Origin of the sequence: Priestia sp. Y58, assembly GCF_029522095.1 — a bacterium.
Taxonomy (GTDB): Bacteria; Bacillota; Bacilli; order Bacillales; family Bacillaceae_H; genus Priestia; species Priestia megaterium_E.
Genome location: NZ_JAKWFL010000003.1, coordinates 504,488 through 530,648, shown reverse-complemented (window position 1 = coordinate 530,648; position 26,161 = coordinate 504,488). Strand labels below are relative to the sequence as shown.

Annotated in this window: 27 protein-coding genes; all 27 read right to left on the bottom strand. The window is 40.5% G+C overall.

The genetic code is table 11. The features are described from left to right. Positions 1-49: 49 nt before the first annotated feature. The gene (locus MMB68_RS12730) at positions 50-1,255 is read right to left on the bottom strand and encodes an MFS transporter (protein ID WP_277548919.1); all 1,206 of its coding nucleotides are present in this window, start codon (positions 1,253-1,255) and stop codon (positions 50-52) included. 184 nt (positions 1,256-1,439) lie between these two features. Then, positions 1,440-2,612 (bottom strand): iron-containing alcohol dehydrogenase, encoded by a 1,173-nt coding sequence (locus tag MMB68_RS12725; RefSeq protein WP_214987975.1) that lies wholly within the window; start codon positions 2,610-2,612, stop codon positions 1,440-1,442. A gap of 190 nt (positions 2,613-2,802) precedes the next feature. Next, the gene (locus MMB68_RS12720) at positions 2,803-3,264 is read right to left on the bottom strand and encodes a GNAT family N-acetyltransferase (RefSeq protein WP_221812819.1); all 462 of its coding nucleotides are present in this window, start codon (positions 3,262-3,264) and stop codon (positions 2,803-2,805) included. A gap of 39 nt (positions 3,265-3,303) precedes the next feature. Continuing rightward, positions 3,304-3,561 carry a SunI/YnzG family protein gene (locus MMB68_RS12715; RefSeq protein ID WP_013083185.1) on the bottom strand — a complete coding sequence of 86 codons (258 nt, stop codon included), beginning with the start codon at positions 3,559-3,561 and terminating at the stop codon, positions 3,304-3,306. A gap of 213 nt (positions 3,562-3,774) precedes the next feature. Then, positions 3,775-5,256: an amino acid permease gene (locus tag MMB68_RS12710; RefSeq protein WP_195693905.1), complete on the bottom strand. Its 1,482-nt coding sequence runs from the start codon at positions 5,254-5,256 to the stop codon at positions 3,775-3,777. A 101-nt stretch (positions 5,257-5,357) separates the two neighbouring features. Further along, positions 5,358-5,636, bottom strand: coding sequence for a YokU family protein (locus MMB68_RS12705; RefSeq protein ID WP_221783211.1), 279 nt, complete (start codon positions 5,634-5,636; stop codon positions 5,358-5,360). 2 nt (positions 5,637-5,638) lie between these two features. Beyond that, on the bottom strand, positions 5,639-7,048 hold the full coding sequence (kamA, locus tag MMB68_RS12700) for a lysine 2,3-aminomutase (RefSeq protein ID WP_221783209.1): 1,410 nt from the start codon (positions 7,046-7,048) through the stop codon (positions 5,639-5,641). A 42-nt stretch (positions 7,049-7,090) separates the two neighbouring features. Further along, complete coding sequence (locus tag MMB68_RS12695; protein ID WP_221783206.1) at positions 7,091-7,570, bottom strand: GNAT family N-acetyltransferase; 480 nt, start codon at positions 7,568-7,570, stop codon at positions 7,091-7,093. After that, a complete protein-coding gene (locus tag MMB68_RS12690) occupies positions 7,558-9,078 on the bottom strand; it encodes a M81 family metallopeptidase (RefSeq protein ID WP_221783204.1) in 1,521 nt (506 codons plus the stop codon). Before MMB68_RS12690 ends, MMB68_RS12695 begins: the two co-directional genes overlap by 13 nt. 29 nt (positions 9,079-9,107) lie before the next feature. Beyond that, complete coding sequence (locus tag MMB68_RS12685) at positions 9,108-10,565, bottom strand: aldehyde dehydrogenase family protein (protein WP_277447843.1); 1,458 nt, start codon at positions 10,563-10,565, stop codon at positions 9,108-9,110. Between the two features lie 29 nt (positions 10,566-10,594). Next, entirely contained in the window at positions 10,595-11,890 is a 1,296-nt protein-coding gene (locus MMB68_RS12680; RefSeq protein ID WP_269870660.1) for an aminotransferase class III-fold pyridoxal phosphate-dependent enzyme, read from the bottom strand. Next, entirely contained in the window at positions 11,874-13,259 is a 1,386-nt protein-coding gene (locus tag MMB68_RS12675) for an aminotransferase family protein (protein WP_277447845.1), read from the bottom strand. Before MMB68_RS12675 ends, MMB68_RS12680 begins: the two co-directional genes overlap by 17 nt. Then, positions 13,247-14,437: a thiolase family protein gene (locus tag MMB68_RS12670; RefSeq protein WP_221783197.1), complete on the bottom strand. Its 1,191-nt coding sequence runs from the start codon at positions 14,435-14,437 to the stop codon at positions 13,247-13,249. Before MMB68_RS12670 ends, MMB68_RS12675 begins: the two co-directional genes overlap by 13 nt. Next, complete coding sequence (locus MMB68_RS12665) at positions 14,437-15,099, bottom strand: 3-oxoacid CoA-transferase subunit B (protein WP_264409172.1); 663 nt, start codon at positions 15,097-15,099, stop codon at positions 14,437-14,439. The genes MMB68_RS12670 and MMB68_RS12665 overlap by 1 nt, the downstream gene beginning before the upstream one ends. 1 nt (position 15,100) lies before the next feature. Next, complete coding sequence (locus MMB68_RS12660; protein ID WP_269870657.1) at positions 15,101-15,757, bottom strand: CoA transferase subunit A; 657 nt, start codon at positions 15,755-15,757, stop codon at positions 15,101-15,103. A 180-nt stretch (positions 15,758-15,937) separates the two neighbouring features. Further along, positions 15,938-16,267, bottom strand: a complete 330-nt coding sequence (locus MMB68_RS12655) for a DUF3870 domain-containing protein (RefSeq protein ID WP_013057066.1) — start codon at positions 16,265-16,267, stop codon at positions 15,938-15,940. 214 nt (positions 16,268-16,481) lie between these two features. Beyond that, positions 16,482-16,730, bottom strand: a complete 249-nt coding sequence (locus MMB68_RS12650) for a ferredoxin (protein ID WP_264409170.1) — start codon at positions 16,728-16,730, stop codon at positions 16,482-16,484. Between the two features lie 37 nt (positions 16,731-16,767). Further along, positions 16,768-17,652, bottom strand: a complete 885-nt coding sequence (pdxS, locus tag MMB68_RS12645; RefSeq protein ID WP_014460089.1) for a pyridoxal 5'-phosphate synthase lyase subunit PdxS — start codon at positions 17,650-17,652, stop codon at positions 16,768-16,770. Positions 17,653-17,845: 193 nt separating this feature from the next. Next, entirely contained in the window at positions 17,846-18,829 is a 984-nt protein-coding gene (locus MMB68_RS12640) for a quinone oxidoreductase family protein (protein WP_221783191.1), read from the bottom strand. A 14-nt stretch (positions 18,830-18,843) separates the two neighbouring features. After that, positions 18,844-19,617, bottom strand: coding sequence for an enoyl-CoA hydratase/isomerase family protein (locus tag MMB68_RS12635; RefSeq protein WP_319641384.1), 774 nt, complete (start codon positions 19,615-19,617; stop codon positions 18,844-18,846). A 29-nt stretch (positions 19,618-19,646) separates the two neighbouring features. Continuing rightward, positions 19,647-20,408: an SDR family NAD(P)-dependent oxidoreductase gene (locus tag MMB68_RS12630; RefSeq protein ID WP_221783188.1), complete on the bottom strand. Its 762-nt coding sequence runs from the start codon at positions 20,406-20,408 to the stop codon at positions 19,647-19,649. Between the two features lie 11 nt (positions 20,409-20,419). Beyond that, positions 20,420-22,198, bottom strand: coding sequence for an acyl-CoA dehydrogenase family protein (locus tag MMB68_RS12625; RefSeq protein WP_269870656.1), 1,779 nt, complete (start codon positions 22,196-22,198; stop codon positions 20,420-20,422). Beyond that, a complete protein-coding gene (locus MMB68_RS12620; protein ID WP_221783184.1) occupies positions 22,186-22,926 on the bottom strand; it encodes a 2-phosphosulfolactate phosphatase in 741 nt (246 codons plus the stop codon). The genes MMB68_RS12625 and MMB68_RS12620 overlap by 13 nt, the downstream gene beginning before the upstream one ends. Further along, positions 22,923-23,981 (bottom strand): phosphotransferase family protein, encoded by a 1,059-nt coding sequence (locus tag MMB68_RS12615; protein WP_221783183.1) that lies wholly within the window; start codon positions 23,979-23,981, stop codon positions 22,923-22,925. The genes MMB68_RS12620 and MMB68_RS12615 overlap by 4 nt, the downstream gene beginning before the upstream one ends. 25 nt (positions 23,982-24,006) lie before the next feature. Then, the gene (locus tag MMB68_RS12610; RefSeq protein ID WP_269870655.1) at positions 24,007-24,408 is read right to left on the bottom strand and encodes an acyl-CoA thioesterase; all 402 of its coding nucleotides are present in this window, start codon (positions 24,406-24,408) and stop codon (positions 24,007-24,009) included. A gap of 14 nt (positions 24,409-24,422) precedes the next feature. Next, positions 24,423-25,205, bottom strand: coding sequence for an enoyl-CoA hydratase (locus MMB68_RS12605; RefSeq protein WP_264409166.1), 783 nt, complete (start codon positions 25,203-25,205; stop codon positions 24,423-24,425). After that, positions 25,202-26,086 (bottom strand): 3-hydroxyacyl-CoA dehydrogenase family protein, encoded by an 885-nt coding sequence (locus tag MMB68_RS12600; RefSeq protein ID WP_277447850.1) that lies wholly within the window; start codon positions 26,084-26,086, stop codon positions 25,202-25,204. Before MMB68_RS12600 ends, MMB68_RS12605 begins: the two co-directional genes overlap by 4 nt. Positions 26,087-26,161 lie beyond the last annotated feature (75 nt).

Below are 26,161 nucleotides of genomic sequence, written 5' to 3'. Positions count from 1 at the left end.
AAAGAAAAGAAGTGAACTTATAGGTTCACTTCTTTTTTTGACGTAGCATTTATTTCATAGTCTGCAAATGATTATTAGCTTTTTGTTTTGCATCACGCTGAACGAAAAAAATGATGCAAAGCGCCAAAAGATATAAACATGCAAAAGCTGTTATGTACCAAAGCGCTGAGGTAATTCCGCTTACATCCATAGTAAAGCCAATAAGTGCAGGGAAAACAGCTCCTCCAAGCCCTGAAAAACCAGTAATTAAACTTGTTACAATACGAGCAGATCCAGTAAACGTATGGTTAGCATATACCATCGTTATCGAATAGATACCTGACATTGCAAGCCCTAAAAACCCTAATAAAATATAGCCTGCTACTGCTTCTTTTAACACAATAAATAGCACTAAACTCACAATTGTTCCTCCAATGCTGCCAAAAAGATAACGTTCGTATGTAACGATTTGAATAATCCATCCAGTAGCCACTCGGCCTATTAGCATAGCCACCCAAAAAACGCTTATGCTCAAAGTAGCCTGTGACGGAATTACATCTAGATACGCGATAAAAATAGACGAAAGAAAATTATTCATACTGCTTTCTACTCCGGCATACATAAAAATCATCACACTAAAAAGAGCAAGTATTTTCCATCTTTGATTTTTAGCAAGCACAGGCGCAGGTTCTGAGTTGGCGTCTGAAGCATCGCTTTCTGAAGTTGAAACAGTCTCTTTTTTAAAAGGAATTATTTTACAGACCACAACCATTAATAAAGCTAGTACACTCGTTATAAAAAATGAAAACCTCCAGCTGTTCTGTGAAATCAATAAGCTAGCTACTAACGGCATCAACAGCGCACCTAGACCGAATGATACTTCTAAATAACTCATAACAATAGCTCTTCTACCGATAAATACTTCCATCATTAAAGTAGCTACAACTACTTCCAATGCGGCTACACCAATACCGTTTAAAAAATTGAATGCAATAATCCACTCAAATGGAGGCAATAAAAGCATGCCTATTTGTGATAGCGCTATCATTATTGCAGAAACTGTAAGTAAATTCATTTCTCTAAAGCGTCCTAATAGAAAAGAGGATAGCGGAACTCCTATCAAAAATCCTAAAGAACCTAATAATACAAGCTGTCCGCCAACTGTATAGGACACATGATAATGTGTTAACAATTGCGGTAAGACGGACCCTACGGCTGTAATGACTAATCCACCCAGCAAATAAAGCGCATATGAAGCTAGCGCAAACTTTTTCATCTTCCCACTCCCTTAAATTCTCTAAAACTTTCTTTCTGTACTTAATTATAAAGCTTTTCCTTTAGTTGTTAACTGAAATTTGAGAAAAAAACCATTCTTCCTCCTCTACTTAATTTCCAGTCATTTATAGGATAAAACAAAAAGAAGAAGACAGATGTCGTCTCCTTCTTTTTTGCTTTTCACTTTACAGTGACGCTTTTAAAATAGCTAAAATATCATCTTTATTTAGTTTTTTAAAGTTACCGAAACCTCCGTGCTCCATTTCACGAGCAGCAATTCCAGCAATTTCGTCTAGTCGCTCTTCGCCGATATCGTAATCTGCTAAGCGAGAAGGTGCACCAAGGCTTGACCAAAAAGCGCTTAGCTTATCGATTCCTTCTAACGCAATTTCTTTGTCACTTTTACCTGCAGTTTCAATATCAAACATGCTTGTCATTACACGCTTCATACGAGTTACATCTTGATCTACAACGTGTCGCATCCAATTTGGGAATAGGATTGCTAAACCGCCTGCATGAGGAATGTCATATACCGCTGATACCGCGTGTTCAATTGTATGTGAGGCCCAATCGCCAAAGTAGCCCATTTGAAGTGTTCCGTTTAATGCGATTGTTCCGGAATATAAAATCGTTTCGCGGTGCTCGTAGCTTTGTAGATCTTCTAGTAATTTTGGTGCTGTTTCAATTACTGTTTGTAATACGGAATAGCACATACGATCTTGTAAAGGCGTGTTTTTCACGTTATGGAAATATTGTTCAAACACATGGCTCATCATGTCTACCATGCCGTAGATAGTTTGATCTCTAGGAACAGACATCGTGTTCACAGGATCTAATATAGAAAATACAGGATGCGTAACGGCGCTTCCCCAAACGTATTTTTCATTTGTTTCCCAATTTGTAATAACAGAATCAGGATTCATTTCAGAACCTGTTGCTGCCAACGTTAATACCGTTCCGAACGGCAGTGCTTTTGTAGCCGTTACTTTTTTGTTAATAATATCCCAGACGTCTCCTTCATACTCAGCTCCGGCAGCGATTGCTTTTGTGCAGTCAATAACGCTTCCTCCGCCGACTGCTAACATGAAGTCAATGTTTTCATTTCGGCAAATTTCAATTCCTTTTCGTACCGTAGATAGTCGAGGATTGGGCTCTACGCCCGCTAACTCATGTATATTTACGTTTAACTCTTTTAACAGCGTAAGAACTTGATCGTATAAACCGTTTTTCTTAATGCTTCCTCCGCCGTAAACAAGCAAAATATTTTTTCCGTATTTCGGGAGCTCTTCTGATAATGCTTGAAGCTGATCTTTTCCGAAGATTAATTTTGTGGGATTATGATAAATAAAATTTTCCATACTATCTGTATACCTCCTAGTTGAATACAAAGCAATTTGTCGCATTACGCGAACAAGAATGTAAGTATAAATGTAAAACAAAAATTTTTCAAGAGTTAAGTTCTCAAATCGCGTACTTTATTTTATTGAGTAATTGAAATGAAGAAAATGGCTTCTTAGATATAAAAAAGAGAGCAAGTAAATGCTCTCTTTAAAGTTCTTTATAAGCCATTTTTCTATACGCAACAAATCCTTCTTTTTCGTAAAAGCTCTCGGCAATCGTATTGTCACTCCAGTAATCTAACTCAATTGTAGTGATCTCTTTTTCACGAGCAATGCTATAAATTTCTTTCATTAAACTTGAACCAAACCCTTTGTTTTTGTAAGGTTCTGCAATATTTATTTGATGAACATAAATTGATTCATAGGCTTTTTTAAACACTGTCTCTGAATACTGCTTTATTTCCAGCCAAGCGAATCCCACATGCTGTCCTTCGTCTTCTCCTAAAAGAAAGATAAATCTATCGTCTTTCATCACTTTCTTAAAAAATTCATGTATCTTCTGAAAATCATATGTTTGAAAGCGCTCGGGGTATAATTCTACATGCAGTTGATGAACAGACTGATTAAGCTTGGCAATTGTATCAGCATCGAAAGTAAGGCTAATCTTCAATTTTTTCTCTCCCATATATCTCGTATTTAGGAATGGTCGTTATGAATTTATTTCGTTTAATATAGCCGGTGCGTTTGAGGTAAATAACAGATAGTTTTTATTGGTCGTTTTTATAAAGATGCGGTCAGTCGTTCCGTACGGAGGGCCAATTCGAATGGCGTTTGCTTCTTTACCTCCATACGTGTCATCTTCCATTACTTCAAGAATGTCTTCTAACGGAATCGTAAAGTGTGAAAGCTGCCATTTTATAATGAGATTATCATTTATTTTTCGGACACTGATAGTTGGTGTAAACATTTTATACATCCCCTTTGATTAACATGTCTTTTCATCATTATAGAATAATTTTCTTTATTTGTAAGTTAATTAACATTTTATCTTTCTTTTTTATATACCCTTCTCTTCTTTATTGTTAAGATTGACATAAATTTTTTTGTAACTTCTACTCAAAAAAATGAACCTTGTTGTCCAAGGTTCACCTTTTTACTTATCGTTAGCCGTATAGCTTTTTTATTTCTTATCTTCTCTTTGGATACACGCATGCAAAGGCACAACCTTGGTTTTCTTTGCTATTTTATATCCCCACCACGTCGCTAAAAAGAGAGGCAGGCCAATGTAGGAGACCGTCAAGCCGTACCAATCAATTTTGTCAGAAAGTACCGCTTGATAATTCTGTCCTAGAATAACAATGAGACACATTCCAAATGCAAGAACAGGACCTAGAGGAAACCATTTTGCTTTATACGCCAGTTCATTTATATCCCGTCCTGAAGCAACATATGCTTTTCGGAAACGATAGTGGCTGATGGCAATACCAATCCACGCAATAAATCCGCTCATGCCTGAAGCGTTTAAAAGCCACATATACATTTGATCACCAAAAATTGATGTTAAAAAGGCAAGACCGCCAATGATAGTGGTTAAAACAAGCGCGTTTACCGGAATTCCTCGACGATTAATTTTTCGAAGCGCTTTAGGCGCTTGTCCTTCATTGGCCATGGACCATAACATTCGCGTAGAAGCATATAAGCCAGAAGTTCCGGCTGATAAAACCGAGGTAAGAATAACAGCATTCATAACTGAAGCAGCTGCAGCAATTCCTGCTTTTTCAAAAACAAGCGTAAATGGACTAACTGCAATGTTATCCACATCTCCTCCTAGAAGAGATGGACTGGTGTAAGGAATGATAAGCCCGATTACAGCAATGGCTGCAATATAAAATAGAAGAATGCGCCAAAAGACTTGGCGAATGGCTTTTGGGATATTTTTTTGAGGGTTTTCACTTTCCCCCGCCGCAATACCGACTAGCTCTGTACCTTGAAAAGAAAATCCCGCGATAAAGAAAATGCTTAGTACGGACAGAAATCCGCCGTTGACCGGCGCTTCTTCTAACGTAAAGTTTTTAAAACCGATATATTCACCGCCGAAAATGCCAAAGATGGTCAGAAGGCCCACTCCGATAAATACAATGATGGTTACTACTTTTACGAGAGCAAACCAATATTCAGATTCTCCATAGCTTTTTACAGATAGGAAATTAAGTAAAAAAATTAAGCCTAAAAACAAAGCACTCCAGATAATACTTGGCACATCAGGGAACCAAAACTTCATGATAATAGCAGAAGCAGCTATTTCTACAGCGAGCGTAACAGCCCAGTTAAACCAGTAGTTCCAGCCGAGCGCAAAGCCGAGAGCTGGGTCTACATAATGACTGGCGTACGTAGAAAAAGAACCTGATACCGGCATAAACGTAGCCATCTCTCCAAGACTAGTCATGAGAAAGTAAACCATAATTCCAATAGCCCCGTAAGCAATCAGCGCTCCTCCAGGTCCAGCAGTTTGGATGGAAGATCCCGTGGCTAGAAATAAGCCAGTTCCGATTGACCCTCCAATGGCAATCATGGTCATATGACGCGCTTTTAAGTGGCGTTTTACATGCTTATCGTCCTGCTTCTTTTCTTCTTCATTACGATTTATATCGACCGCTTCCATACTTATCCCACCTTTATAAATGAACTATGCGAACATGTTTAACGTAAAGCGTATAAGAATATCCATCTCCCACAAAAAGCAGGAGATGGACCCTTCATTGCTTACTTTGAAAAATCAAAGTAGTTTCGTTTTAATAGACGAGGCAGGTTCATAAGCTGTTCGTACGTTACACTTTTTTCTAAGGCAGAGGTGTTGATTAAAAACAGTTGATCTTCAATGTGTCCAACCGTTTTATCTGTTTGATACGTAATTCCACATTCTGAACATGTAATGGAAGGCGTCTCTTTAATTTCTATAGCTTTTGTGCCGTCAGGAAGCTCCCAATAAACCGTTGCATCCGTCTCTTTCGCTTCATAGGATTCGCACCATTGACATTTCAATATTATTCCTCCTTCGCTCCCGCCGTTTCGTATTTTTTCATTTGCGTTTCAAATTTTTTCTCTTTTAATTGATCGCGCTTTTCACGCTTGTCTTTTAAAGAGCTATGCTCTGGATTTTGGTCGTACGTTTTCCTGCGGTCAAGACGGTTTAGACCTTCCGGCGTTAAGTTGAACTTTGTATCATCAATAATCGAAAGAACACCGTTGCTTTCAAATTTTTCAAACACTTCAGGATATACTTTTTTATAAAATTCTTCTGCGCTTCCACTTTGGTAATTTTGCGGCTCTGGATAAGATGTAATAACACCTTCAAAGTTTCGAAGCACCACTTTATTGGAGCTTTGAGAAATAATATAGTTTGGCTGCAGCGGAATTTTACCGCCTCCTCCAGGAGCATCCACGATAAACGTAGGAACTGCATAGCCGGACGTATGGCCGCGAAGTCCTTCCATAATTTCTAGCCCTTTACTGATCGGCGCACGGAAATGGCCGATTCCTTCTGATAAATCACATTGATAAATATAATAAGGACGAACGCGGATTTTCACTAAATCATGCATAAGCTGCTTCATGATTGGCACGCTGTCGTTAATTCCGGCTAAAATAACCGCTTGGTTCCCAACTGGAACTCCTACGTTCGCAAGCATTTCACAAGCACGCTTTGATTCTTCTGTAATTTCAATTGATGTGTTAAAGTGCGTATTTAGCCAAACCGGATGATATTTCTTTAAGATATTGCACAGGTTTTCTGTAATGCGCTGAGGGAACACCACGGGTGCTCTTGTGCCGATACGAATAATTTCTACGTGCGGAATATCGCGCAAATTTTTCAAAATATATTCTAAAATATTGTCATTGATTAATAGGCCGTCTCCTCCGGAAATTAATACATCACGGATTTGAGGATTGGCTGCAATGTAATTAATAGCTGTATCCAGCTGTTTTTTTGGAACGCCCATGCCAATTTGTCCTGAAAAACGTCTTCTTGTACAGTAGCGGCAGTACATAGAGCATTGATTTGTAACTAAAAACAGCACGCGGTCGGGATAACGATGCGTTAAGCCAGGAACCGGTGAATCTTCATCTTCATGAAGCGGATCTTCTAAATCATACCTTGTTTTATGCAGTTCTTCTGAAATAGGAACGGACTGCATTCTGATTGGACATTTCGGATCGTTCTCATCCATTAACCATGCGTAATAAGGAGTGATGTTTAACGGAATCGTTTTGGTTGCAATTTTTACGCCTTCTTCTTCTTGAGGTGTTAAATTGATCACTTTCTTTAAATCTTCCAATGTTTTGATCGTGTTTGTCAGCTGCCAAACCCAGTCGTTCCACTGCTCGTCCGTTACATCTTTCCAAAGCTCGATTTCTTTCCAGTGTCTGCTTGCTTTATATAATGTATTATTCATTTTATATTCCCTCCAAAGTTCATTTTTTGAATAGATGTTCTATTAAGAAATTGACCGCACCATATAATAACGATCTTCTCCTTCGCCAAACTCTCCTTCTCGCGTTTCTTTAATGGTAAAGCCCATTTTTTTATACAGCTTCACAGCCCCTTCATTTTGTACATTCACAGTCAAACAAACGCTTTCAAAACTATCTTTTTGTAGAATCGAAAATATTTCTTCTAAAAACAGCTGTCCAACTCCGCTTCCTTGTTTATCAGAGCGGACGTAGAACCCAAAGATATAAGCTTTTGTGATATCTTTATAATCTCGAAGCAGCTCGCAAATAGCAATTGGCCTTGCGTCATTTTCCTGGAAATATTGAATAAGCTTGCCATACCGGGCTAAAGGTACAAGCGTCTGTTCATCAACGGCTCCCATGCCCGGAAACGCATCTTTTTCAAGTTCAATCATCATCTTTTGCTGTTCAGGATTTAACGACTCTGGGACTTCGATATAGTACTGCTCTTTTAATGCATCCATTTTTCTTTCCTCCTTTTTTCACTTTCATATTTGACATCTTGCAGCGGCCATATTGGATTTGGAATGTGCTGATACTTAAAGTTCGTTAAGCGATTTGATGCTACGCCTGGAGCATCCACATAGATGATAGATCCTACAAGCGGTTCAAAAGCGGCCCTAAAATGATTTTTAGCTTTTAAACCAATGATTTTTTTCCTTGCTGGCTCGATACCGATATGGCGAAAAAGTTCAGGATCGTTTGCTGATACCGGCCTTCCAATCAGTAAAATATCCAATTCTCCTACTCGAATATGAGCTGCGCCTTTTACATTTACTTTTAAATGCTGATTAAACGGTCCCGAATTGTAAAACTCACCTTCTGATAAGCCAATGACCTTTGCTTCAACTTCAACGGGCTTTCCAAACTCTGGAGAAACTTTTCCTCCTAAGGAAAGAGAGACGTAACTTCCAACTCCTGATTGCCCGCATTTTTTAATAGATTCAGGGTCATAAAGGCCTCCAAATAGTGTCCCCGGCATATTTAGCTTCAGCATGTATTCTAAAAGCTCTGTTGTATCGCCGCTTCCGCAGCTTAAAGGATTGTCCGCTATATCAGCGAGCACAATTGGCTGTTCGTTTAATCGTTTTAACGCTGTTTGCAGACCTTCTTCAACGGTAGGCAAATCCACGATAAAATCCTCTTTTATACTCCAAAACTGAGAAGCTAGTCTCTTTGCTGTTTTTTCTGCTGCTTCAGAATTCAAAGCTGTTACGAGCACGCTTGCTCCCGCAATTGGAATATCAGAATACGGAAAGCCTCCAAAAATGGAAACATTGTATATGTCTTCTTCTTGCTCGGCTTGCTTAGCAAGATCAATCATTTTTTTCATCGGCCCTTCTGCTGTTCGCATATTAATCGACGGCAAAAGCATAGGCAATTTCTTTAAAGATGCATAATAGATAGCGCTTTCTTTTACTTGTGTTAAAAGCGCTCGCGCAGCGTTCACTCCTTGTTCATACATGTCAACATGGGGATATGTTTTAAAACCAAAATGAAGCGGCGTGTGCGTAAGCATATCTTCACTGATATTCGCGTGCATATCGAGCGTAGTAGCAACGGGAACGTCGCTTCCTATACAGCTTCTTATCTGATTTAATAAATGAGCTTCAGGATCGAAAAGATGCTCTACTACCATTGCGCCGTGCAAGGCGATTAACAAACCATCTAGCGACCCCGCATGAGTAAGTGAGTGCAACATTTGCTTTTCAATTGTGTGATAAGCTTCAGAAGATACAATCCCAGATGGAACCGCAGCTGCACAAACAAGGGGAACGATTTCTACTTGTTTTTCTTGCTTTAATACATCTAAAAATCCCCCTACTTCTGTTTTGGTTCCTGAGTATGCTTTATATATTTCTGCTCCAACAAAATAGCCTTCTTGTACAAACTGTTCTATTTCTGTTTTTAATGGACTAAAGCTGTGAGATTCATGATAAAAAAAGGCAATGCCAATGCGATATGAAGACATGTGCTCCTCCTTTTCGCTAAGGTGCGAGATTAATAGTTGGTGTAGACAGACTTCCATTCTGTCATCACATCAAATGCATGATGAGAAACTTCCCTGTGGCCGTTGCCAGACATTTTCATTCCTCCGAACGCTACCCCCATTTCAGCATTAGATGTTCCGTTATTGATATAGACTAATCCGCTAACAGCGTCTTTTGCAGCTCGGCTTGCATAGTGCAAGCTGCTTGTATAAATAGAAGTGGAAAGCCCATACATTGTTCCATTATTGACGCTCATTGCTTCTTCATAGCCATCTACTTCAATAAAAGCAAGCACGGGACCAAAAATTTCTTCTTGAGCAATCGTGTGGTTCGAACTGACGTTATCAATAATTGTAGGCATGTAATAACAAGTTCCTAACTCTGATAAAGCATGACCTCCAAGCGCAATATTTCCGCCTTCTTCCACCGCTTTTTGTACGTAATTGTCTACTAAACGGCACTGCTGTTCATTAACAAGCGGTCCTATCACAACTCCTTGTTCAAGACCATTTCCAATCTTCATTTCTTTTGTAAGAGCTATTACTTTTTTCAAAAGCTCTTCTTTTACTGAACGCTCCACGATGACTCTGCTAGCTGCGGTACAGCGCTGCCCTGTGGTCGTAAATGCTGATTTAACAATTCCTTCTGCTGCTTTATCCAAATCCGCATCCTTTAACACAATAACAGCGTTTTTTCCTCCTAGCTCTAAAGAAATTCGTTTTAAGGTTTTACTGCTCATTTCTGCTAATTGCTGACCAACTTCCGTAGAACCTGTAAATGAGATGATTTTCACTTCAGAGTGCGTAGCAAGCTTTTGTCCAACGATTCTGCCCGATCCTGTAAGCAAATTAATTGTTCCTTTTGGAAGCCCCGCAGCGTGCAATACTTCCATAAAAATCTTCGCTGAGAGCGCCACTTCTGAAGCCGGCTTCCAAACAACGGTATTACCAGCGATTAAAGCGGCAAACATTTTATAAGAAGCGAGAGAAACAGGAAAGTTCCAAGGTGTAATAGATGCCACAACTCCAAGCGGTTCGCGAACCATTTTTATATCTCGGTCAGGAAAGCCAGCGGGCACTATTTCGCCAAACAAACGTCTTCCTTCTCCCGCCATATACTGAGCTGTTGCAATGACGACACCAACTTCCCCTATGGATTCTGTCAGCGGTTTTCCCATCTCTTTTGTCATCACTTGAGCGAGCTCTTCTTTTCTGTCTTCAAAAAGCTCAGCTGCTTTTGTTAAAAATGCTGCACGTTCAGGAATAGATGTATTTTTCCAGTGGCTGTAGGCTGTACTAGCCGCTCTTACCGCATTATCGACTTGACTAGCCGTAGCGGCTGCGCACGTTCCGACGAGCTCTTGTGTTGCAGGGTTTATACTTTCAAAATAGGTTTGCTCCTCTTCACTTACCCACTCGCCGTTAATATATAAATTTCCTTGTAACAGTTCGGTTTTAGTCTGACTCATATTGTTACCCTCCTTTTCATTTAAAAAATCTAATTAATTGAAACTGCTTCTGTGATGGCTTCTTCTAGTAAAGACAGCCCTTGATCCAGCACGTCTTTATCAATATTTAGCGGCAGCATTAAACGAATGGTTTGCCCTTTGACTCCACAGTTCATAATTAGCAGTCTTTTTTCCAACGCTTTTGATTTAATAACAGGGACGTAAGCAGCTGCCGTTTCAACATGAAATTCAATACCAATCATCATACCAATTCCTCTAACCTCTTTAATAGCCGGTAAATGTCCGATAGAATGCTGAAGGCGTTTAACAATATCAGCGCCTACTTTTTCACTGCGCTCTACAAGCTTTTCTTCTTCAATGATTGAAATATTAGCTAAAGCCGCTGCGCATGATACTGGATTTCCGCCAAAAGTAGAACCATGTCCAGCTGTTGGCCATTTCTCATGCAGCTCTCGGCTTGCTACAATGGCTCCTAAAGGCATACCACCGGAAAGAGCTTTTGCTAAAACTAAAATATCTGGTGTGACTCCAGCATGTTCTGCGGCAAACATTTTTCCAGTGCGACCAAATCCCGTTTGCACTTCATCAAAAACAAGCAGAATGCCATAATCATTCGCTATGTCTCTCAGTGCGCGTAAAAAGCTAGAAGGAGCAGGGTAATAGCCTCCTTCGCCCATGACTGGCTCAATTACAATCGCTGCTACGCGTGAAGGATCCACTCGCAGTTCAAACAGCTTTTGCAGTTGATTTAAGCAATATGCTTCTGCATCTTCCTCGTCAATATTAGGAAGCTGACTTGGATACGGATAAGGAACATGATACACTTCTCCTAAAATCGGCTCGTAGTAGCTGCGGTATTTTGAGCTTGAAGCCGTAATAGCTGTAGCTCCTAGTGTACGACCGTGAAAAGAACCTTCAAAAGCAATAATCGCTGGCCTGCCAGTGGCCGCTTTTGCTAATTTGAGCGCACCATCAATGGCTTCTGCGCCTGAGTTTGAAAAAAACACCGTGTCTAAGTTTCCAGGCGTAATTTGCGCAAGTTTTTCTGCCAAATTCACTGCTGTTTCGTAATAGCCGTAGTTTAAGCCTAGGTGAAGCAGCTGATCTGCTTGTTTTTTAATCGCTTCTACCATCTTTTCATGCGTATGACCCACTGCATTGACAGCTACTCCTGATACAAAATCAATATATTCCTTGCCATCAGCTGTCCAAAATTTCGCACCGTGCGCTTTTTCAATAACAAGCTCTGTTACTCTTGTCATCACCGGTGATAAATGTTTTTTTCCTTTGATTTGAAGCTCTTCTGTTTTATTTTGCACTTTCATATGACTCATCCTTTCTTATGTGCTGATGAAAAATAGAAAACGCATGATCTAGCAATCTCACTATTTCATCAACTTCTGATTTCGTTATATTTAAAGGAGGACTGATAATGATATGTTCTCCTTTATGTCCATCTATAGATCCGGATCCTGGATAAAAGACGCCTCCAAGCTCCATACAAATTTCATTGAGCTTTTCGCTGGCTGCTTCACGTGGCTCGAAAAATATCTGTTGATTGGCGTCTTTCATTAGTTCTAATCCAATTAAAAGTCCGCGGCCGCGAATATCTGAAATATAAGGATGCTTGCGCTGCAGCGCTACTAAACATTCCATTAAATACGCGCCTTGAGTTTCAACGTTTTGAAGGATATTCCTTTCTTCATACATATCCAAAGCAGCAAGGCCTGCCGCTATTGAAACAGGATGTCCACTGTACGTATAGCCATGAAGAAATTTCCCGCTGCTATTTTCTAACAGGCCTTGAATCAGACGGTCATGGACAATCATTCCTCCTAAAGGAGCGTACCCAGCTGAAACTCCTTTACCAAACGTTAGGATATCCGGTTCGATTCCGAATTGTTCCACTGCAAAATCAGTTCCTGTTCTCCCGAAGCCTGTCATCACTTCATCAACAATCAAAAGAATGTCATAGCGGCTGCAAAGCTCACGTACTTTTTTGAAATAGTCAAGCGGAGGTACAACAGCTCCTTGCTGACTTCCTACGATGGGCTCTGCGATAAAAGCTGAAATATTTTCTGGACCAAGCTCTAAAATGGTTCGTTCAATATCGGTGATGCAGCTCCAGTTTTGATTTGCCACGCAGTCTTCTTGATTGCGATTATACGGACAGCGATGACAATACGGCGAATAGACGTGCGCAAAATGTAAAAGATTAGGTGTATAAGGATATCGTCTTTTTACATCTCCTCCAGCTGATAGTGCCCCTATCGTATTTCCGTGATAGGACTGCCACCTTCCAATTACGATGTGTTTTTGCATCTTTCCGGCATCTCTGTGATATTGCCTTGCTAATTTTAATGCACTTTCATTGGCTTCTGATCCTCCTGATGTAAAATAGACTTTGTTTAAATGAAGTGGCGCCATTTCTCCAATTTTGCCTGCAAGTTTATGCAAAACATCCGTTTCAAAACGCAATGTATGAACAAACGCCGCTTTTTTTGCTTGCTCAGCCATCGCCTCGGCTATTTTTACAATGCCGTGTCCTAAATTTGCCGCCACGGCCCCGGAGCAGCCGTCTAAATACTTTTTTCCTTGTTCATCTATTAAGTAGCTTCCTTCACCGTGTGTAATCATTGGGTACTTTTTTGTTAAATCTCTATGAAACACATAATCTCTTTTTATTTCGTCCATCTTTCCACCACCATCGCCATTCCTAATCCTCCTGCAACGCAAATAGTTGCGAGGCCGTATCGTCTTTTTTGCTTGTGAAGCTCATGACACAGAGTTGTTATAATTCTTGCCCCGGAGCATCCTAAAGGGTGTCCAAGCGCAATTGCTCCTCCGTTTACATTCACTTTTTCTGATGTGATGTCCCATTCTCTTAAGCAAGCAATACTTTGAGCGGCAAATGCTTCGTTTAATTCTATCAAGTCCATATCACCTAAACTTAAACCGACTTTATTTAAAGCAATTTGTGAAGCAGAAACGGGGCCAATTCCCATTTCCTTTGGAGAGACGCCCGCTGCGGCAAACGACACAATCTTTGCCATAGGCGTTAATCCGAGTTGCTCAGCTTTTTCTTCCGACATCAGCAACATCATCGAAGCGCCATCGTTTCTGCCGGATGAATTGCCAGCTGTCACCGTTCCATTCCTTTGAAAAACGGGTTTAAGCGTACCAAGCTTTTCTTTACTAGTAAGACGAGGAAATTCATCTGTTGCAAAATGCCCCATTCCTTTTTTTCCTTCTTTTACAGGCACGGGGATAATTTCTTCTTCAAACAAATCAAGCTCTATAGCCCGCCTAGCTTTTTCCTGACTATAAAAAGAAAACTCATCTTGTTCCGCGCGGCTAATACTATACTTTTCAGCGAGCCACTCCGCCGTCTGTCCCATTGTAAACGTTCCGTATAAAGTTTCAGGCTGTGATTTTGGCTGACTTTCTGTATTAGAATCATAGAGTGTTAAATCACCAACGTGAAAACCGAAACGAGTGCCTACCGTATAGTGCGGTGCTTGAGACATGCTTTCCACTCCTCCGGCTAATACCACTTCAGCTTGACCCGACAAAATGGACATAGCTCCATTCATCACAGCTTGCATACCTGAACCGCACTGGCGGTGAACGGTATAAGCTGGAATACGTTCAGAGAATTGAGCTTTCAGCCCGGCTACTCTTGCTATATTAGGAGCATGAGCGCTTTGTTTCGTTTGTCCGACGATAATTTCATCGACAATCTCTGACGTGTATCCGGCTGAAGACAAATTGTTTTTCATCACGAGAGAGACTAGTTCTTCCGGAAGCGTATCTGCAAGCGAACCGCCAAACTTTCCAATAGGCGTTCGAAATGCATTTACAATCACCGCCATTATGCCGTCACCTCATTATTTTTATTAAATAATTTAGAAACGTGAAAAGAAGCCTCTGTTTTTTGTTGTACTTCCTCTAAAGAAACACCCGGAGCTGTTTCAAGAAGTTCAAGACCAAGATCCGTTACCGAAAAGACAGCTAATTCCGTAATAATCATATCAACTCGTCGCTCTGAAGTAAGCGGGTAAGTTAACTTCCCAACTAGCTTTGACTCTCCTTGACTATTCGTATGAAGAGTCGTAACAATCACTTTTTTTGAGCCTTCTAATAAATCCATTGCTCCTCCTACGCCAAGAACGCTTTTCCCAGGAACAGCCCAGTTCGCAATTCGCCCTGCTTCATCTACTTGAAGCACTCCAAGAATGGATACATTCACATGGCCTCCGCGTATCATGGCAAAAGAATCAGCGCTGTTAAAAAATGAGGCACCTCCCAAAACTGTGACGGGCAGCTTTCCAGCATTCACAAGTTCTGGATCTATATAATCTTCTTCAGGAGTAGGTCCAACGCCGAGAATCCCGTTTTCTGAATGTAAAAACACGTGAACATCGGGTGAGATATAATTAGCAACCAAAGTAGGAATCCCTATCCCTAAGTTCACTACATCTCCGTGACAAAGCTCTTTTGCAGCGCGCGCAGCAACATATTTTTTGACGTTCATCTTATTTTTCTCCTTTCACTACGATATAAGTAACGTATAAATGAGGAGTTACAATTTCTTCAGGAGAAATTTGTCCAACTTCAACAACTTCTTCTACTTCCGCAATCACGATATCAGCGGCCGTTGCCATCATTGGATTAAAGTTTCTTGCTGATTTGCTGTAAATAAGATTTCCGAGTCGATCTGCTTTTTTAGCTTTTATAAGAGCTACATCTGCGTGCAGCGATTCTTGCAAAATATATTTCTTTCCTTTTAACACTCGTTCTTCTTTTCCTTCAGCGAGCTGAGTCCCTACGCTCACAGGCGTGTAAAACCCGCCTATGCCTGCTCCTCCTGCTCGAATCGCCTCGGACATTGTTCCTTGCGGGATGAGCTCCACTTGAAGTTCTTGTTGTTGATAAGCGTGTACAACTTCAGGGTTGGAAGTAAAATAAGACCCTATGGCTTTTTTTACTTGTTTTTTTTGAACTAATACACCTAATCCTTTTCCAGGTTCACCGAGGTTATTACTAATAATCTCTAAATCTTTAAGGTTTGATTTGGCAATCGCTTCAATCAGACTAAGCGGGCTTCCAACAAGACCAAATCCACCTACCATAATGCGTGCGCCATCTGTTATTTTTTCTATTGCTTCTTCGCGCGTGATGATTTTGTTCATTTTGTTTCCTCCTTTTCTTTTTATATTTCACAGCGCTTTACACGAAAAAAAACCAAGCAGGACACAATGACTCCCCAAAGAAAAAGGGATGTCCCCCACTCTTTGTAAAGTGTGTGTGTCTGCTTGGTTTTAATAAGACCATGAAAAGAGGTTGTCTTCTCACTTTATTCTAACCAAACGCTATGTAATTTTTTGATTCACATTATCCCAGTAACGTTGGATTGCAGCCTGAAGCGCTACGATAATCGCCTGTTGAGATGGAGCAAAATAATAATTTTGAATACGTTCAATAAGAGGTTCAATTCCATCTGCAAGGCAGTAACCAATAAGCAGCTTCCGGAAAAAATTTTGCGTCAGCTCCGTAATAAACGTAAACTCAGCATTTACAATTTTATGCTCTGTCAGATCCACTTCTAGTACAATTCCCGCATGCTTATACATTTCATACATGGAAGTTCCCTGTGGAGCTTTTGCATATCCTGTCACAATGACTGTATTCAGTATTTGCATGCCCCTTAATCTCCTTTTAAAAACTATTTAATTACTCCGCACTTTTACACTAATAATTCTGAAAGGTCAAATGAGACTAACTCATATGCTTTTAGTTATGTAAGTGCTTTCATTTTTAAAAAGATATGTTCTTACACAACTAATATTTCGCCTTTTCTAGACAAAATCCTTCTTTTCTTTTAAAAAAACTTTCTATTTTTTTATTTATTCGGCTTTATTGAAATTTATTCGAGTCTCCATCAAACTTTTCATCTGCTATCCGGATAGATTCTGTTGGACAGCCTTCAAACGCATCCATTAAATCATCTTCTAGCTCTTGGGGCACTTCAGCCGTGCCTTGATTATCATCAAGTATAACGAACGCAATTCCTTCATCATCATAGTCATAAATATCAGGTGCCGCAGCTCCACATGCACCGCACGCAATACACGTTTCTTTATCGACTATCGTATATTTCCCCATGATCATTCTCCTAACTAAGTTTAAAAGTTATTACTCATTACCAGCCGCGTTCTTGCATACGATTTTCTGGTAATAATGATGAAATTTCAATTCCTTTCATTGCACTTCCTAATCCCTTTGATAAGCTTGCAATCAGTTCATAGTCTTGATAATGCGTTGTTGCCTCCACGATTGCTCGCGCAAATTTTTCAGGGTTGTCTGATTTGAAGATTCCTGATCCAACAAATACACCGTCTGCTCCAAGCTGCATCATTAACGCTGCGTCCGCGGGTGTTGCTACGCCGCCTGCTGCAAAGTTTACAACCGGTAAGCGGCCTTCGCGTTTAATTTGCAGTAATAGCTCATAAGGCGCACCTAATAGTTTTGCTTCTGTCATTAACTCGTCTTCATCCATGCCTACAACTTTACGTACTTGAGCGTTTACTTGGCGCATATGACGCACTGCTTCGACGATGTTTCCTGTTCCTGGCTCGCCTTTTGTACGAAGCATCGAGGCACCTTCACCAATTCGTCTTGCTGCTTCCCCTAAATCACGGCATCCGCATACAAATGGAACCGTAAATGTACTTTTGTTAAGGTGATATTCCTCATCAGCTGGAGTGAGTACTTCACTTTCGTCAATGTAGTCTACACCCATTGCTTCTAGCACGCGTGCTTCAACAATATGGCCAATACGAGCTTTCGCCATAACTGGAATGGATACAGCGTTCATCACTTCTTCAACAATTGTTGGGTCTGCCATACGAGACACGCCGCCTGCTGCACGAATATCAGCTGGAACACGCTCTAACGCCATAACAGCAACAGCCCCTGCTGCCTCTGCAATTTTTGCCTGTTCTGCATTGATCACGTCCATGATAACGCCGCCTTTTTGCATTTCCGCCATTCCCCGCTTCACGCGGTCCGTTCCATTTCTCACCATATTCAATTCCTCCTTTATATGTTCAAACACTTATTATGCAACTTCCATGCCAGTGTTAAAATATAGAAGAAATTAGTAAAAAGTATTGATTTTTATGCCAAATTATTAAGCGGTTTTTAAAAATTTGGCAGGTGGAAGCCAATTTTTTAAACCAAAACAGCTCCCATCCCTATTAGAGACGGAAGCTGTTTTGTTAAGGAACTAGCACTAATTTTCCGGTCGTTTTTCTTCCTTGAAGCAGACGATGTACATCTGCCGCTTCATCAAGTGAAAACGTGCCGCCCAGCATTAATTTTAACTGACCGGAATTCACGTAGTTTAATAACTCATGCAGACTTTGCTGATAAATCGCTGGTTTTGCCATCATTTGAGGTAAGAAAAAGCCGAGAACCGATTGGTTTTTTTCCATCAGGCGGGCAGGGTTAAATTTTACAGGTTTTCCACTAGCCATTCCGTAAAAAACGAGGCGCCCAAATGGTGCAAGACATTGAAGAGATTCATAGAATATATGCCCTCCTACCATTTCTAAAATAATATCGGCTCCTTTTCCTTCCGTTACTTCTAAAATTTGTTTTTCCCAGCCTGTTTCTGTATAGTTAATCACTTCGTCAGCTCCGAGATTTTTTGCAAGCTCAAGCTTTTCTTTGGAGCTCGCTGTAGCAATAACTTTTCCAGCTCCAAAAATTTTGGCAAGCTGGACAGCTAAGGTTCCAACACCGCCTGCTGCTGCATGAACGATGACGGTTTCTCCTTTTTCAAGGCGACCCATTGTTTTTAAAATATGATAAGCCGTGAGTCCTTGAAGAGGCAAAGCAACCGCTTGTGTTAAATCCACATTCTCCGGCAACGGAATAAGGCCTCTTGAGTCAGCCAGCGTGTACTCAGCGTATCCTGTTGCTCGATTAGATCCCAGCAGCGTCACGACTTTTGTACCTACTTTTATACCTTTTACATCCTCGCCTACTTCAACCACTTCGCCCGCCACTTCAGAACCAGGAATAAAAGGCAGGGGTGTTTCGACTACGTATGCTCCTTCACGCCGTGCAGCGTCGGCATAATTAACGCCAATTGCCGCAACTTTAATGAGCACATCTTTCTTTTTTGGTACAGGACGTGCAATATCGATAACTTGAAGAACATCAGGTCCTCCGTACTGCGTGAATTGAATAGCTTTCATCTTATATCCCCCTTTTATTTCCCTTGAAATAGCGGCTTTCTTTTTTCTTTAAACGCAGATATTCCTTCTTGATGATCTCTTGTTTCTACCATAAGAACTTGCGTTAGCCTTTCTTGTTCAAGGACTTGTTGTAACGTTAAATGGAATGAATCGTTGACAATTTTTTTCATTTTCCCATACGCTTTCGTTGGTCCTTGTGATAAGCGGCTTGCAAAGGACGTAACTTCATCTTTCAGCTGATTTAACGGCACTACATGGTTTAAAAAACCGGCTTTATAAGCTGTTTCGGCATCCATAGGCTCTCCTAAAAATAACAGTTCCTTCGCTTTGTGGGGACCAACGACCTTTGTAAGGAAGTAAAGGCCTCCTCCGTCTGAAATCAATCCAACTTGAGAAAAGCTTAATACGAACCGACTTTCTTCTGACGCAATGATAAAGTCAGAAGCGAGAGCTAAATTAAAAGCCGCTCCTGCTGCAAACCCATGAACTGCTGAAATAATTGGCTTCTCTAGATTTTGCATCGCTAAAATACATTCATTTAAACGGCCGATATGTTCATAAACATCAGCTCCCGATGCTTGGCCCATCGTTTTTACATCGCCTCCGGCAGAAAACGAGCGCCCCGCTCCATTTAATATAACCACTTTAATAGACTCATCGCTTTGTGCCTGTTTTATTTCAGCTGTTAACTTTTCAATCATTTCCTCACTGAATGCATTTAAACGATCCGGTCGATTTAACGTTAAAGATAAAATAGTCCCCTGCTTTTCTACTACTAAATCACTCATAATTTCGACTTCCTCCTCTTTGCTTTGCATCAAACGATAAGCCACCCGCCGTCTACTAATAAATCACTTCCCGTCATATACGATGCCTCTTTAGACGCTGCAAAAGCAATAACGTTTGCAATTTCATCTGGTTTACCTACACGTTTTAAAGCCGTATTTTTTTCGATTGCCTTAGTGAAGCGCTCGTTTTCAAGTCCAGGCTGTGTTAAAGGTGTTTCTACGAATCCAGGAGACACAGAGTTTACTCTGATTCCGTGAGGTGCTAATTCAAATGCCATTGCTTTTGTAAAGTTGATTAAAGCAGCTTTAGCAGCGCTGTAGTGGGGAATTTGTGCACCTGCTTTATGTCCTGAAAGAGAAGCGACGTTAACAATAGATCGATTTTCTGCTATTTCTTCAGTTAACAAAGGAATCAACTGTTTTGTTACAAGAAATACGCTTGTTAAATTGACGTCCTGCACGTGTTTCCACTGTTCAAGCGTTGTTTCTTTGATTGTTGAATTAACTGATCCGCCTGCGTTATTAATTAATAAATGAATTTGTCCGTACTTTTCTTTTATAAACTCAGCAAGCTCTTTGACGTCTTCTTCTTTCGTTACATCAGCTGGGAAAATATCCGTACATTTTCGTTCACACCGTGTGTCAATAGCGGATGCAGCCTGTATTAGTTTTTCTTTCGTTCGCCCGACAAGAATGACGCGAGCGCCTTCTTTCGCCATTCTCTGAGCGGTCGCTTCTCCGATGCCGCTTCCAGCTCCTGTAATAACAGCTATTTGCCCTTCAAAACGCATAATATCCCTCCTTATACAACATATCGCCCGCTGTCGATAAATTCACGGGCAATGCCTCGATTGCGCGTGAACTCTCCTTCACTTTGCAAATCATTCATCCATTTTCCAAGAATTGTGCGGTACTGTCGGTGTTTTTCACCCGTTAACATCCCGTTTATTAATTGCCGAGCCTGCTTTTCAATTTCAAATAGCGTTTCACTGACAACGGTTGCTGTCAGCTTGCTTTTTAACGTTTCTTTTTCTTTTCCATTTCTGGTTACGGCTTTTTCCGCGCGCAGCACAGATGACTCCATAGCGAATAGTCCAATAGCAATTTCTGCTAGTTTTATAAGCGTTTCTTGTTCTTGTGCTAGATTGGCTTGAAACGTTTGGAATGCTGTTCCTAACAAAGCAAGAAATAAATGTCTTGTTGTAATAACAGCCTGCTTTTCTCGTGCTAGAAGTTCATTTGAAGATATTTCCCACTGACCGCTCGTCAATTCACTAACGGCATGTTCTACTTGTTTGCTCAGCTCTATTTCTCCTTTGCCTGCTTTTTTTAGAAGCTGAGTTGGAAGCAAAAGGCGGTTGATTTCATTTGTACCTTCAAAAATACGATTGATGCGTGAGTCACGATATACTTGTTCTATTTTATATTCTTGAATAAACCCTGCGCCGCCATGAAGCTGCAGCGATTCATCGGCAATTAAATCAAGAGTTTCCGATCCATACACTTTACAAACTGAACATTCCATTGCAAATTCAGCCAGCTGTTTAGCTACTAACTTATGATTTTCACTTTCATATAGGCCGCCAAGCGCCTCTTCTAGTAAACCAGCTGTACGGTACTGAATAGATTCAGATGCAAAAATACGAGCTGCCATTTTTGCTATTTTTTCTTTTGAAGCATTAAATTCCGCAATAGCTGTTTTAAACTGTTTGCGTTCTTTTGTATAAGCTAAAGCAAGTTCAAACGCATATTTCCCTGCGCCCATACATGCAGAACCTAAGTTAAAACGTCCAAGGTTTAAGACGTTCAACGCAATCAAGTGACCTTTTCCTACTTGTCCAAGTACGTTTTCTACGGGTACTAAACAATCTTCATAAATAACCGGGCGAGTAGACGACCCTTTGATTCCCATTTTCTTTTCCTCTGGCCCCAGAGACAGTCCTTCAAAATCTTTTTCTACAATAAAAGCGGTAAAATATTCTCCGTCTATTTTTGCATATGTGATGAACGTATCTGAAAAGGCAGCATTGGTAATGTACTGCTTCGTTCCATTTAATACATAATGCGTTTTTTCAGGGTTTAATACGGCTTTTGTTTGGGCTGCAAGAGCATCAGAACCAGCTTCTGGCTCTGTCAAACAGTAGGCGCCAATATATTCACCGCTTGCCAATTTAGGCAAGTATTTTTCTTTTTGCTTCTTGGTGCCAAAATACGTAATAGGAAGTGTCGCAATGCATGTATGATTAGAATGAGCGACTCCATATCCACTTGTCCGGCCAATGATTTCACCGACGAGTCCTTTGCTTACTTTATCAAGACCTAGTCCTCCATATGTTTCTGGAATACTGTGAGCAAGAAGTCCAAGCTCGCCTGCTTTATGCATCAATTCTACTACCTTATTAAAATCCTGCTGCTCAATGTCATTATGGTAAGGGTCTACTTCTTTTTCAATAAACTGCTTTGCTGTCTGAGCAATCATACGATGCTCATCCGTTAAGTCTTCGGGTGTATAAACGTGATGCGCAGATGTTTTTTTTAGTAAAAATGATCCGCCTTTTGCTTCGGTTTTCATTTCAGACATATCGTTTCCTCCCCGTTTACTAGCTTTTTTTTCACTACCTTAGGAACTACGGAATAGACGTTTTTTCGGCTTACAAAGCCAATTTCGTCTAGAAAGCCATACTGAGTGAGCATTTCTCCTACGGCTGAGCGCTTCAATATTTCAACAGGTGAATGCTCATAAGCCTCATATAAAAGCAGTGCGGCTTTTGCAGCATCCGTCAAATGAAATGTTTTTAGTTGCAGAAGACAGCTTATAAAATACCCCGCTCCATACAAATCTTCTAGACAGAAGCGATCGGATGAACCTGAACAAACTAATAAAACAGTTTCATCTTGACTTGGTTGACAAACAGCTCTGGCAACCGCTTCTCCATTTAAAAGTGAAGCAGCATACACCTGTTTTGCTTTTTCAGCGTTATGAATGGCCACCGTTCCATTAGTGGTGGATAAAATAACTATTTTATTTTGAACATGCTTTAATGTGCTGGGGCTTGGATCAAAAAAGCCTTCAATCGTTTCCCCTCTATATTCGCCTACAAGCGCAATTTCGTCAGGCTTATACGTTTTTGCTTTATTACGCGCTTCTTCTTCGTTTTTTACGGGAATAACCTCTATTGCTCCTTGCTGTAAAGCAGCCGCAATTGTTGACGTAGCCAATAAGACGTCAAATATGACAACCGTTTTTCCTTCTAGCTTTTTGGCAAGAAGCTCTTCTTTTTTAAGTATTACGTGAACTTTTCCTTTCATATATGTCCTCGTTCTGTGTGCAGAGCATGAATAATTAGCGTTTTTACATAATCTCCAAATTGTGAAAATCGTTCATCATTTGTTTGGCCTTTTTTATAACGGTAATAAATTTGCTGACAAATGACAGCAAGTTTGAAGTACGCAAATTTCAGGTAAAAGTCAATGTGTGAAACATCCCGTCCGCTTTTTTTAGCGTATTCTTCTACAAAATCTCGACGGGAATAAAAGCTTTTTTGCACAGTAACAGGTGGATTTCCGAGTCCTCTTTTCAAAAGTTCAGGATCGCTGTCTTCCATCCAGTAGCTCAGCGCCACTCCCAAATCAGCAAGCGGATCTCCAATGGTTGTCATTTCCCAATCAAATAATCCTACAATTTTATTTCCATCCGGTGAAAATAACGTATTGTTAAGCTTATAATCATAGTGAATAATGGTCGAATGCTGTGTAGTCGGGATGTGTGTAGTCAACCATTTTTTTAGAGCTTCTACTTCCGGTATGTCACTTGTTTTTGATTTTTCATAACGATGAATCCAGCCGTGTACTTGACGTTCTAAAAATCCTTCGGGCTTGCTGATTTTTTCAAGAAGCGTGCCTTTATAAGGAACATCATGAAGCTGAGCAAGGACATCCACCATTTGTTCTGAAATACGACGGCAAAGTTCGCTAGTTCCTTTCACGTCTTCTGGAAACGCTGTGTCGATGAGAACACCGTGCTTTCTCTCCATTAAAAAAAAGGGTTTCCCGACCACCGTCTCGTCTTCACAAAACACATACGGCCTAGGAGCAAGAGGGAAAGACTTCGATAAAACAGATAAAATCTTGTATTCTCTTTGCATGTCATGCGCTTTTGGCGCAACTGGTCCAAAGGGAGGGCGCCTCAACACCGCCTCCCACTCTCCGGCTGAAAGAGCGTAGGTTAAATTGGACGCACCTGATCCAAATTGCTTAATTAAAAGAGGCTCTTTAGGTAAATCAGGAATCGAAACACGGAGAAACTGATGCAGTTTTTCCGTGTTTAATTCCTCTCCTTTTCGTACAGGAATGATTAGTGACATTCTTTTACCACCTGCTTTTTTATAGTTAAACAGCTACTTTATAATTCATCAAAAACTGCTTAATGTCCGCTGGAATAGAAACGCTTTTTTGTGCATCAAAATCAAAGTACACGATGATAGCTTCTCCTTTAGCAATCAGCGATCCCGTCTTGCTGTCGGTAATTTCATGGCCAATTGTAAAGCTTTTATTGCCGACATTAGATACAAAGGTTTTAATCATTAGCACTTGATTAAAATAACCTTGCGAAACAAAATCACATTTAGTAGACGCTAAAATATACTCCCACTTTTTTGTATGCATGGATGCTCCCATTTCTTCAAAGAAAGCAATGCGGGCCTCTTCTAAATAAATGAAATAGCTCGTATTATTAATGTGACCGAGTGCGTCTGTTTCGCAAAAACGCACTTTGACCTGTGTTTCATACATGGTTTTCTCCTCCTTTACTTATGTGAAAAAACAGCGGGACGCTTTTCAATAAATGCTGATACTCCTTCTTTAATATCTTCTGTTTGAAAGACTTCTTCAAACAGCTCTGCCTCAAGTTCAAGACCTTCAGATAATGTACGGTTCATTCCTTCATTTACCGCTGTCTTAATTCGAGAAAGTGACGGAAGAGAGTGGCGGTTAAATTTCTTAGCCAGCTCTTTTGCTTTTTCGATCCCTTTTCCTTTAGGCGTGACATGATTGGCAAAGCCTGCATGAAGCGCTTCTTCTGCAGAAACAGGACTGCCGGCAAACATCCATTCTTTAGCTTTAGAAACGCCGATTACGCGCGGAAGACGCTGAGTTCCGCCGCCTCCAGGAAACAATCCGAGCTTCACTTCCGGAAGACCAATTTGAGCATGTTCTTCGGCAATGCGTATATCAGCAGTTAATGAAAGTTCGCATCCCCCTCCAAACGTTAAACCGTTTAGCACGACAATTGTTGGTTTTTCAATGTTTTCAAGTTTTTGCAAAACGCGATGGGTTTTCATAAACTCTTCTTTAATGCCGCTTTGCCCCATTAATTGAGGAAACTCTTTAATATCAGCTCCAGCCATAAACGCCCGGTCGCCCGCTCCCGTTAAAATGATTGTAATGACATCAGGATCTTTACTAAGCTCTTCATACGTTTCTTCAAGCTGCTGCACAACAGCCTGGCTCATTACATTTAAAGGCGGGTTATCAATGGTTACAATTGCCGTTTTCTCTTCTTTTTCAATACGTACAAATTTTTTCATCATTGCTTCACTCCCTGTGTGTGGTATGTGTAAAAGCCTTTTCCTGTTTTACGTCCAAGCTCGCCTGTTTGAACTTTTTCTTCAATGCACGCAGCTGGCTTGTCCTCTGGATCCCCCGTTTCGCTATAGCGCTGCTGCATCACAAAATATCCGACGTCAATTCCCGAGAGATCCATCAATTCAAAAGGACCGATCGGGTGATTGAGCGCTTTTTTGCAAATCGTATCAATGTCTTCAAAATCTGCGTATCCATTTTCATAAAGAAAAACGGCTTCTTTTTGCAGCGCTCCTAAAATTCGATTGGCAATAAAACCTGAGATTTCTTTTTTCAGAAGGACTGCTGTGCGATTAATTTGCTTGCAAACTTCCATTGTCGTTTGAGCTGTTTTTTCACTTGTCTTTTCACTCATCACAACTTCTACGCAGTCCATTACAAGAGGAGGAAAAAAGAAATGCATGTTAACGATTTGCTCTGGACGGTTTGTTGCACTTGCAATAAGCGAGTTAACAATTGTTGAACTATTTGATGCTAAAATGGCGTGACTTGGTGCGTACTCATCTATTTCTTTAAAAACGCTTTGTTTTACATCTAACTTTTCTACCACAGCTTCAATCACAAAATCAGCATTTGAAACCGCTTCCTTTAATGTGTTTGTAAAAGACAACCTTTGAAATGCGGCTTCTTTAGCATCCGGGGAGATTTTGCCCTTATGAACCCACTTGTCTATAATCGCTTCCAGCTTATTTTCCGCCTCAATGAGTGATTGTTCATTCATGTCTTGAATAATCGTTTCATATCCTCCAAGTGCACAAAGCATACCGATTTGATGTCCCATTTGTCCTGCGCCAATGACAGCAATACGCTGTATATCTTTACTATCCATGTTATATCCTCCTTTTAATATAAAAGGAGAGAAAGAGCTTATACTTTCCCGCCTTTTACGAGCACTGTCTAGCCC

Excerpts from the sequence above, each read along its gene's own strand:
- MMB68_RS12725 (WP_214987975.1), bottom strand. The coding sequence starts at position 2,612 with ATGGAAAATTTTATTTATCATAATCCCACAAAATTAATCTTCGGAAAA.
- MMB68_RS12680 (WP_269870660.1), bottom strand. The coding sequence starts at position 11,890 with ATGAAAGTGCAAAATAAAACAGAAGAGCTTCAAATCAAAGGAAAAAAA.
- MMB68_RS12675 (WP_277447845.1), bottom strand. The coding sequence starts at position 13,259 with ATGGACGAAATAAAAAGAGATTATGTGTTTCATAGAGATTTAACAAAA.
- MMB68_RS12710 (WP_195693905.1), bottom strand. The coding sequence starts at position 5,256 with ATGGAAGCGGTCGATATAAATCGTAATGAAGAAGAAAAGAAGCAGGAC.
- MMB68_RS12655 (WP_013057066.1), bottom strand. The coding sequence starts at position 16,267 with ATGCAAATACTGAATACAGTCATTGTGACAGGATATGCAAAAGCTCCA.
- pdxS (WP_014460089.1), bottom strand. The coding sequence starts at position 17,652 with ATGGTGAGAAATGGAACGGACCGCGTGAAGCGGGGAATGGCGGAAATG.
- MMB68_RS12600 (WP_277447850.1), bottom strand. The coding sequence starts at position 26,086 with ATGGATAGTAAAGATATACAGCGTATTGCTGTCATTGGCGCAGGACAA.
- MMB68_RS12660 (WP_269870657.1), bottom strand. The coding sequence starts at position 15,757 with ATGAACAAAATCATCACGCGCGAAGAAGCAATAGAAAAAATAACAGAT.
- MMB68_RS12640 (WP_221783191.1), bottom strand. The coding sequence starts at position 18,829 with ATGAAAGCTATTCAATTCACGCAGTACGGAGGACCTGATGTTCTTCAA.
- MMB68_RS12605 (WP_264409166.1), bottom strand. The coding sequence starts at position 25,205 with ATGATGAAAAAATTTGTACGTATTGAAAAAGAAGAGAAAACGGCAATT.
- kamA (WP_221783209.1), bottom strand. The coding sequence starts at position 7,048 with ATGAATAATACATTATATAAAGCAAGCAGACACTGGAAAGAAATCGAG.
- MMB68_RS12695 (WP_221783206.1), bottom strand. The coding sequence starts at position 7,570 with ATGGATGCATTAAAAGAGCAGTACTATATCGAAGTCCCAGAGTCGTTA.
- MMB68_RS12625 (WP_269870656.1), bottom strand. The coding sequence starts at position 22,198 with ATGTCTGAAATGAAAACCGAAGCAAAAGGCGGATCATTTTTACTAAAA.
- MMB68_RS12690 (WP_221783204.1), bottom strand. The coding sequence starts at position 9,078 with ATGTCTTCATATCGCATTGGCATTGCCTTTTTTTATCATGAATCTCAC.
- MMB68_RS12685 (WP_277447843.1), bottom strand. The coding sequence starts at position 10,565 with ATGAGTCAGACTAAAACCGAACTGTTACAAGGAAATTTATATATTAAC.
- MMB68_RS12610 (WP_269870655.1), bottom strand. The coding sequence starts at position 24,408 with ATGTATGAAACACAGGTCAAAGTGCGTTTTTGCGAAACAGACGCACTC.
- MMB68_RS12650 (WP_264409170.1), bottom strand. The coding sequence starts at position 16,730 with ATGGGGAAATATACGATAGTCGATAAAGAAACGTGTATTGCGTGCGGT.
- MMB68_RS12615 (WP_221783183.1), bottom strand. The coding sequence starts at position 23,981 with ATGTCACTAATCATTCCTGTACGAAAAGGAGAGGAATTAAACACGGAA.
- MMB68_RS12620 (WP_221783184.1), bottom strand. The coding sequence starts at position 22,926 with ATGAAAGGAAAAGTTCACGTAATACTTAAAAAAGAAGAGCTTCTTGCC.
- MMB68_RS12730 (WP_277548919.1), bottom strand. The coding sequence starts at position 1,255 with ATGAAAAAGTTTGCGCTAGCTTCATATGCGCTTTATTTGCTGGGTGGA.
- MMB68_RS12665 (WP_264409172.1), bottom strand. The coding sequence starts at position 15,099 with ATGAACGTCAAAAAATATGTTGCTGCGCGCGCTGCAAAAGAGCTTTGT.
- MMB68_RS12715 (WP_013083185.1), bottom strand. The coding sequence starts at position 3,561 with ATGTTTACACCAACTATCAGTGTCCGAAAAATAAATGATAATCTCATT.
- MMB68_RS12630 (WP_221783188.1), bottom strand. The coding sequence starts at position 20,408 with ATGCGTTTTGAAGGGCAAATAGCTGTTATTACAGGAGCTGGAAGCGGC.
- MMB68_RS12635 (WP_319641384.1), bottom strand. The coding sequence starts at position 19,617 with ATGAGTGATTTAGTAGTAGAAAAGCAGGGGACTATTTTATCTTTAACG.
- MMB68_RS12670 (WP_221783197.1), bottom strand. The coding sequence starts at position 14,437 with ATGGCGGTGATTGTAAATGCATTTCGAACGCCTATTGGAAAGTTTGGC.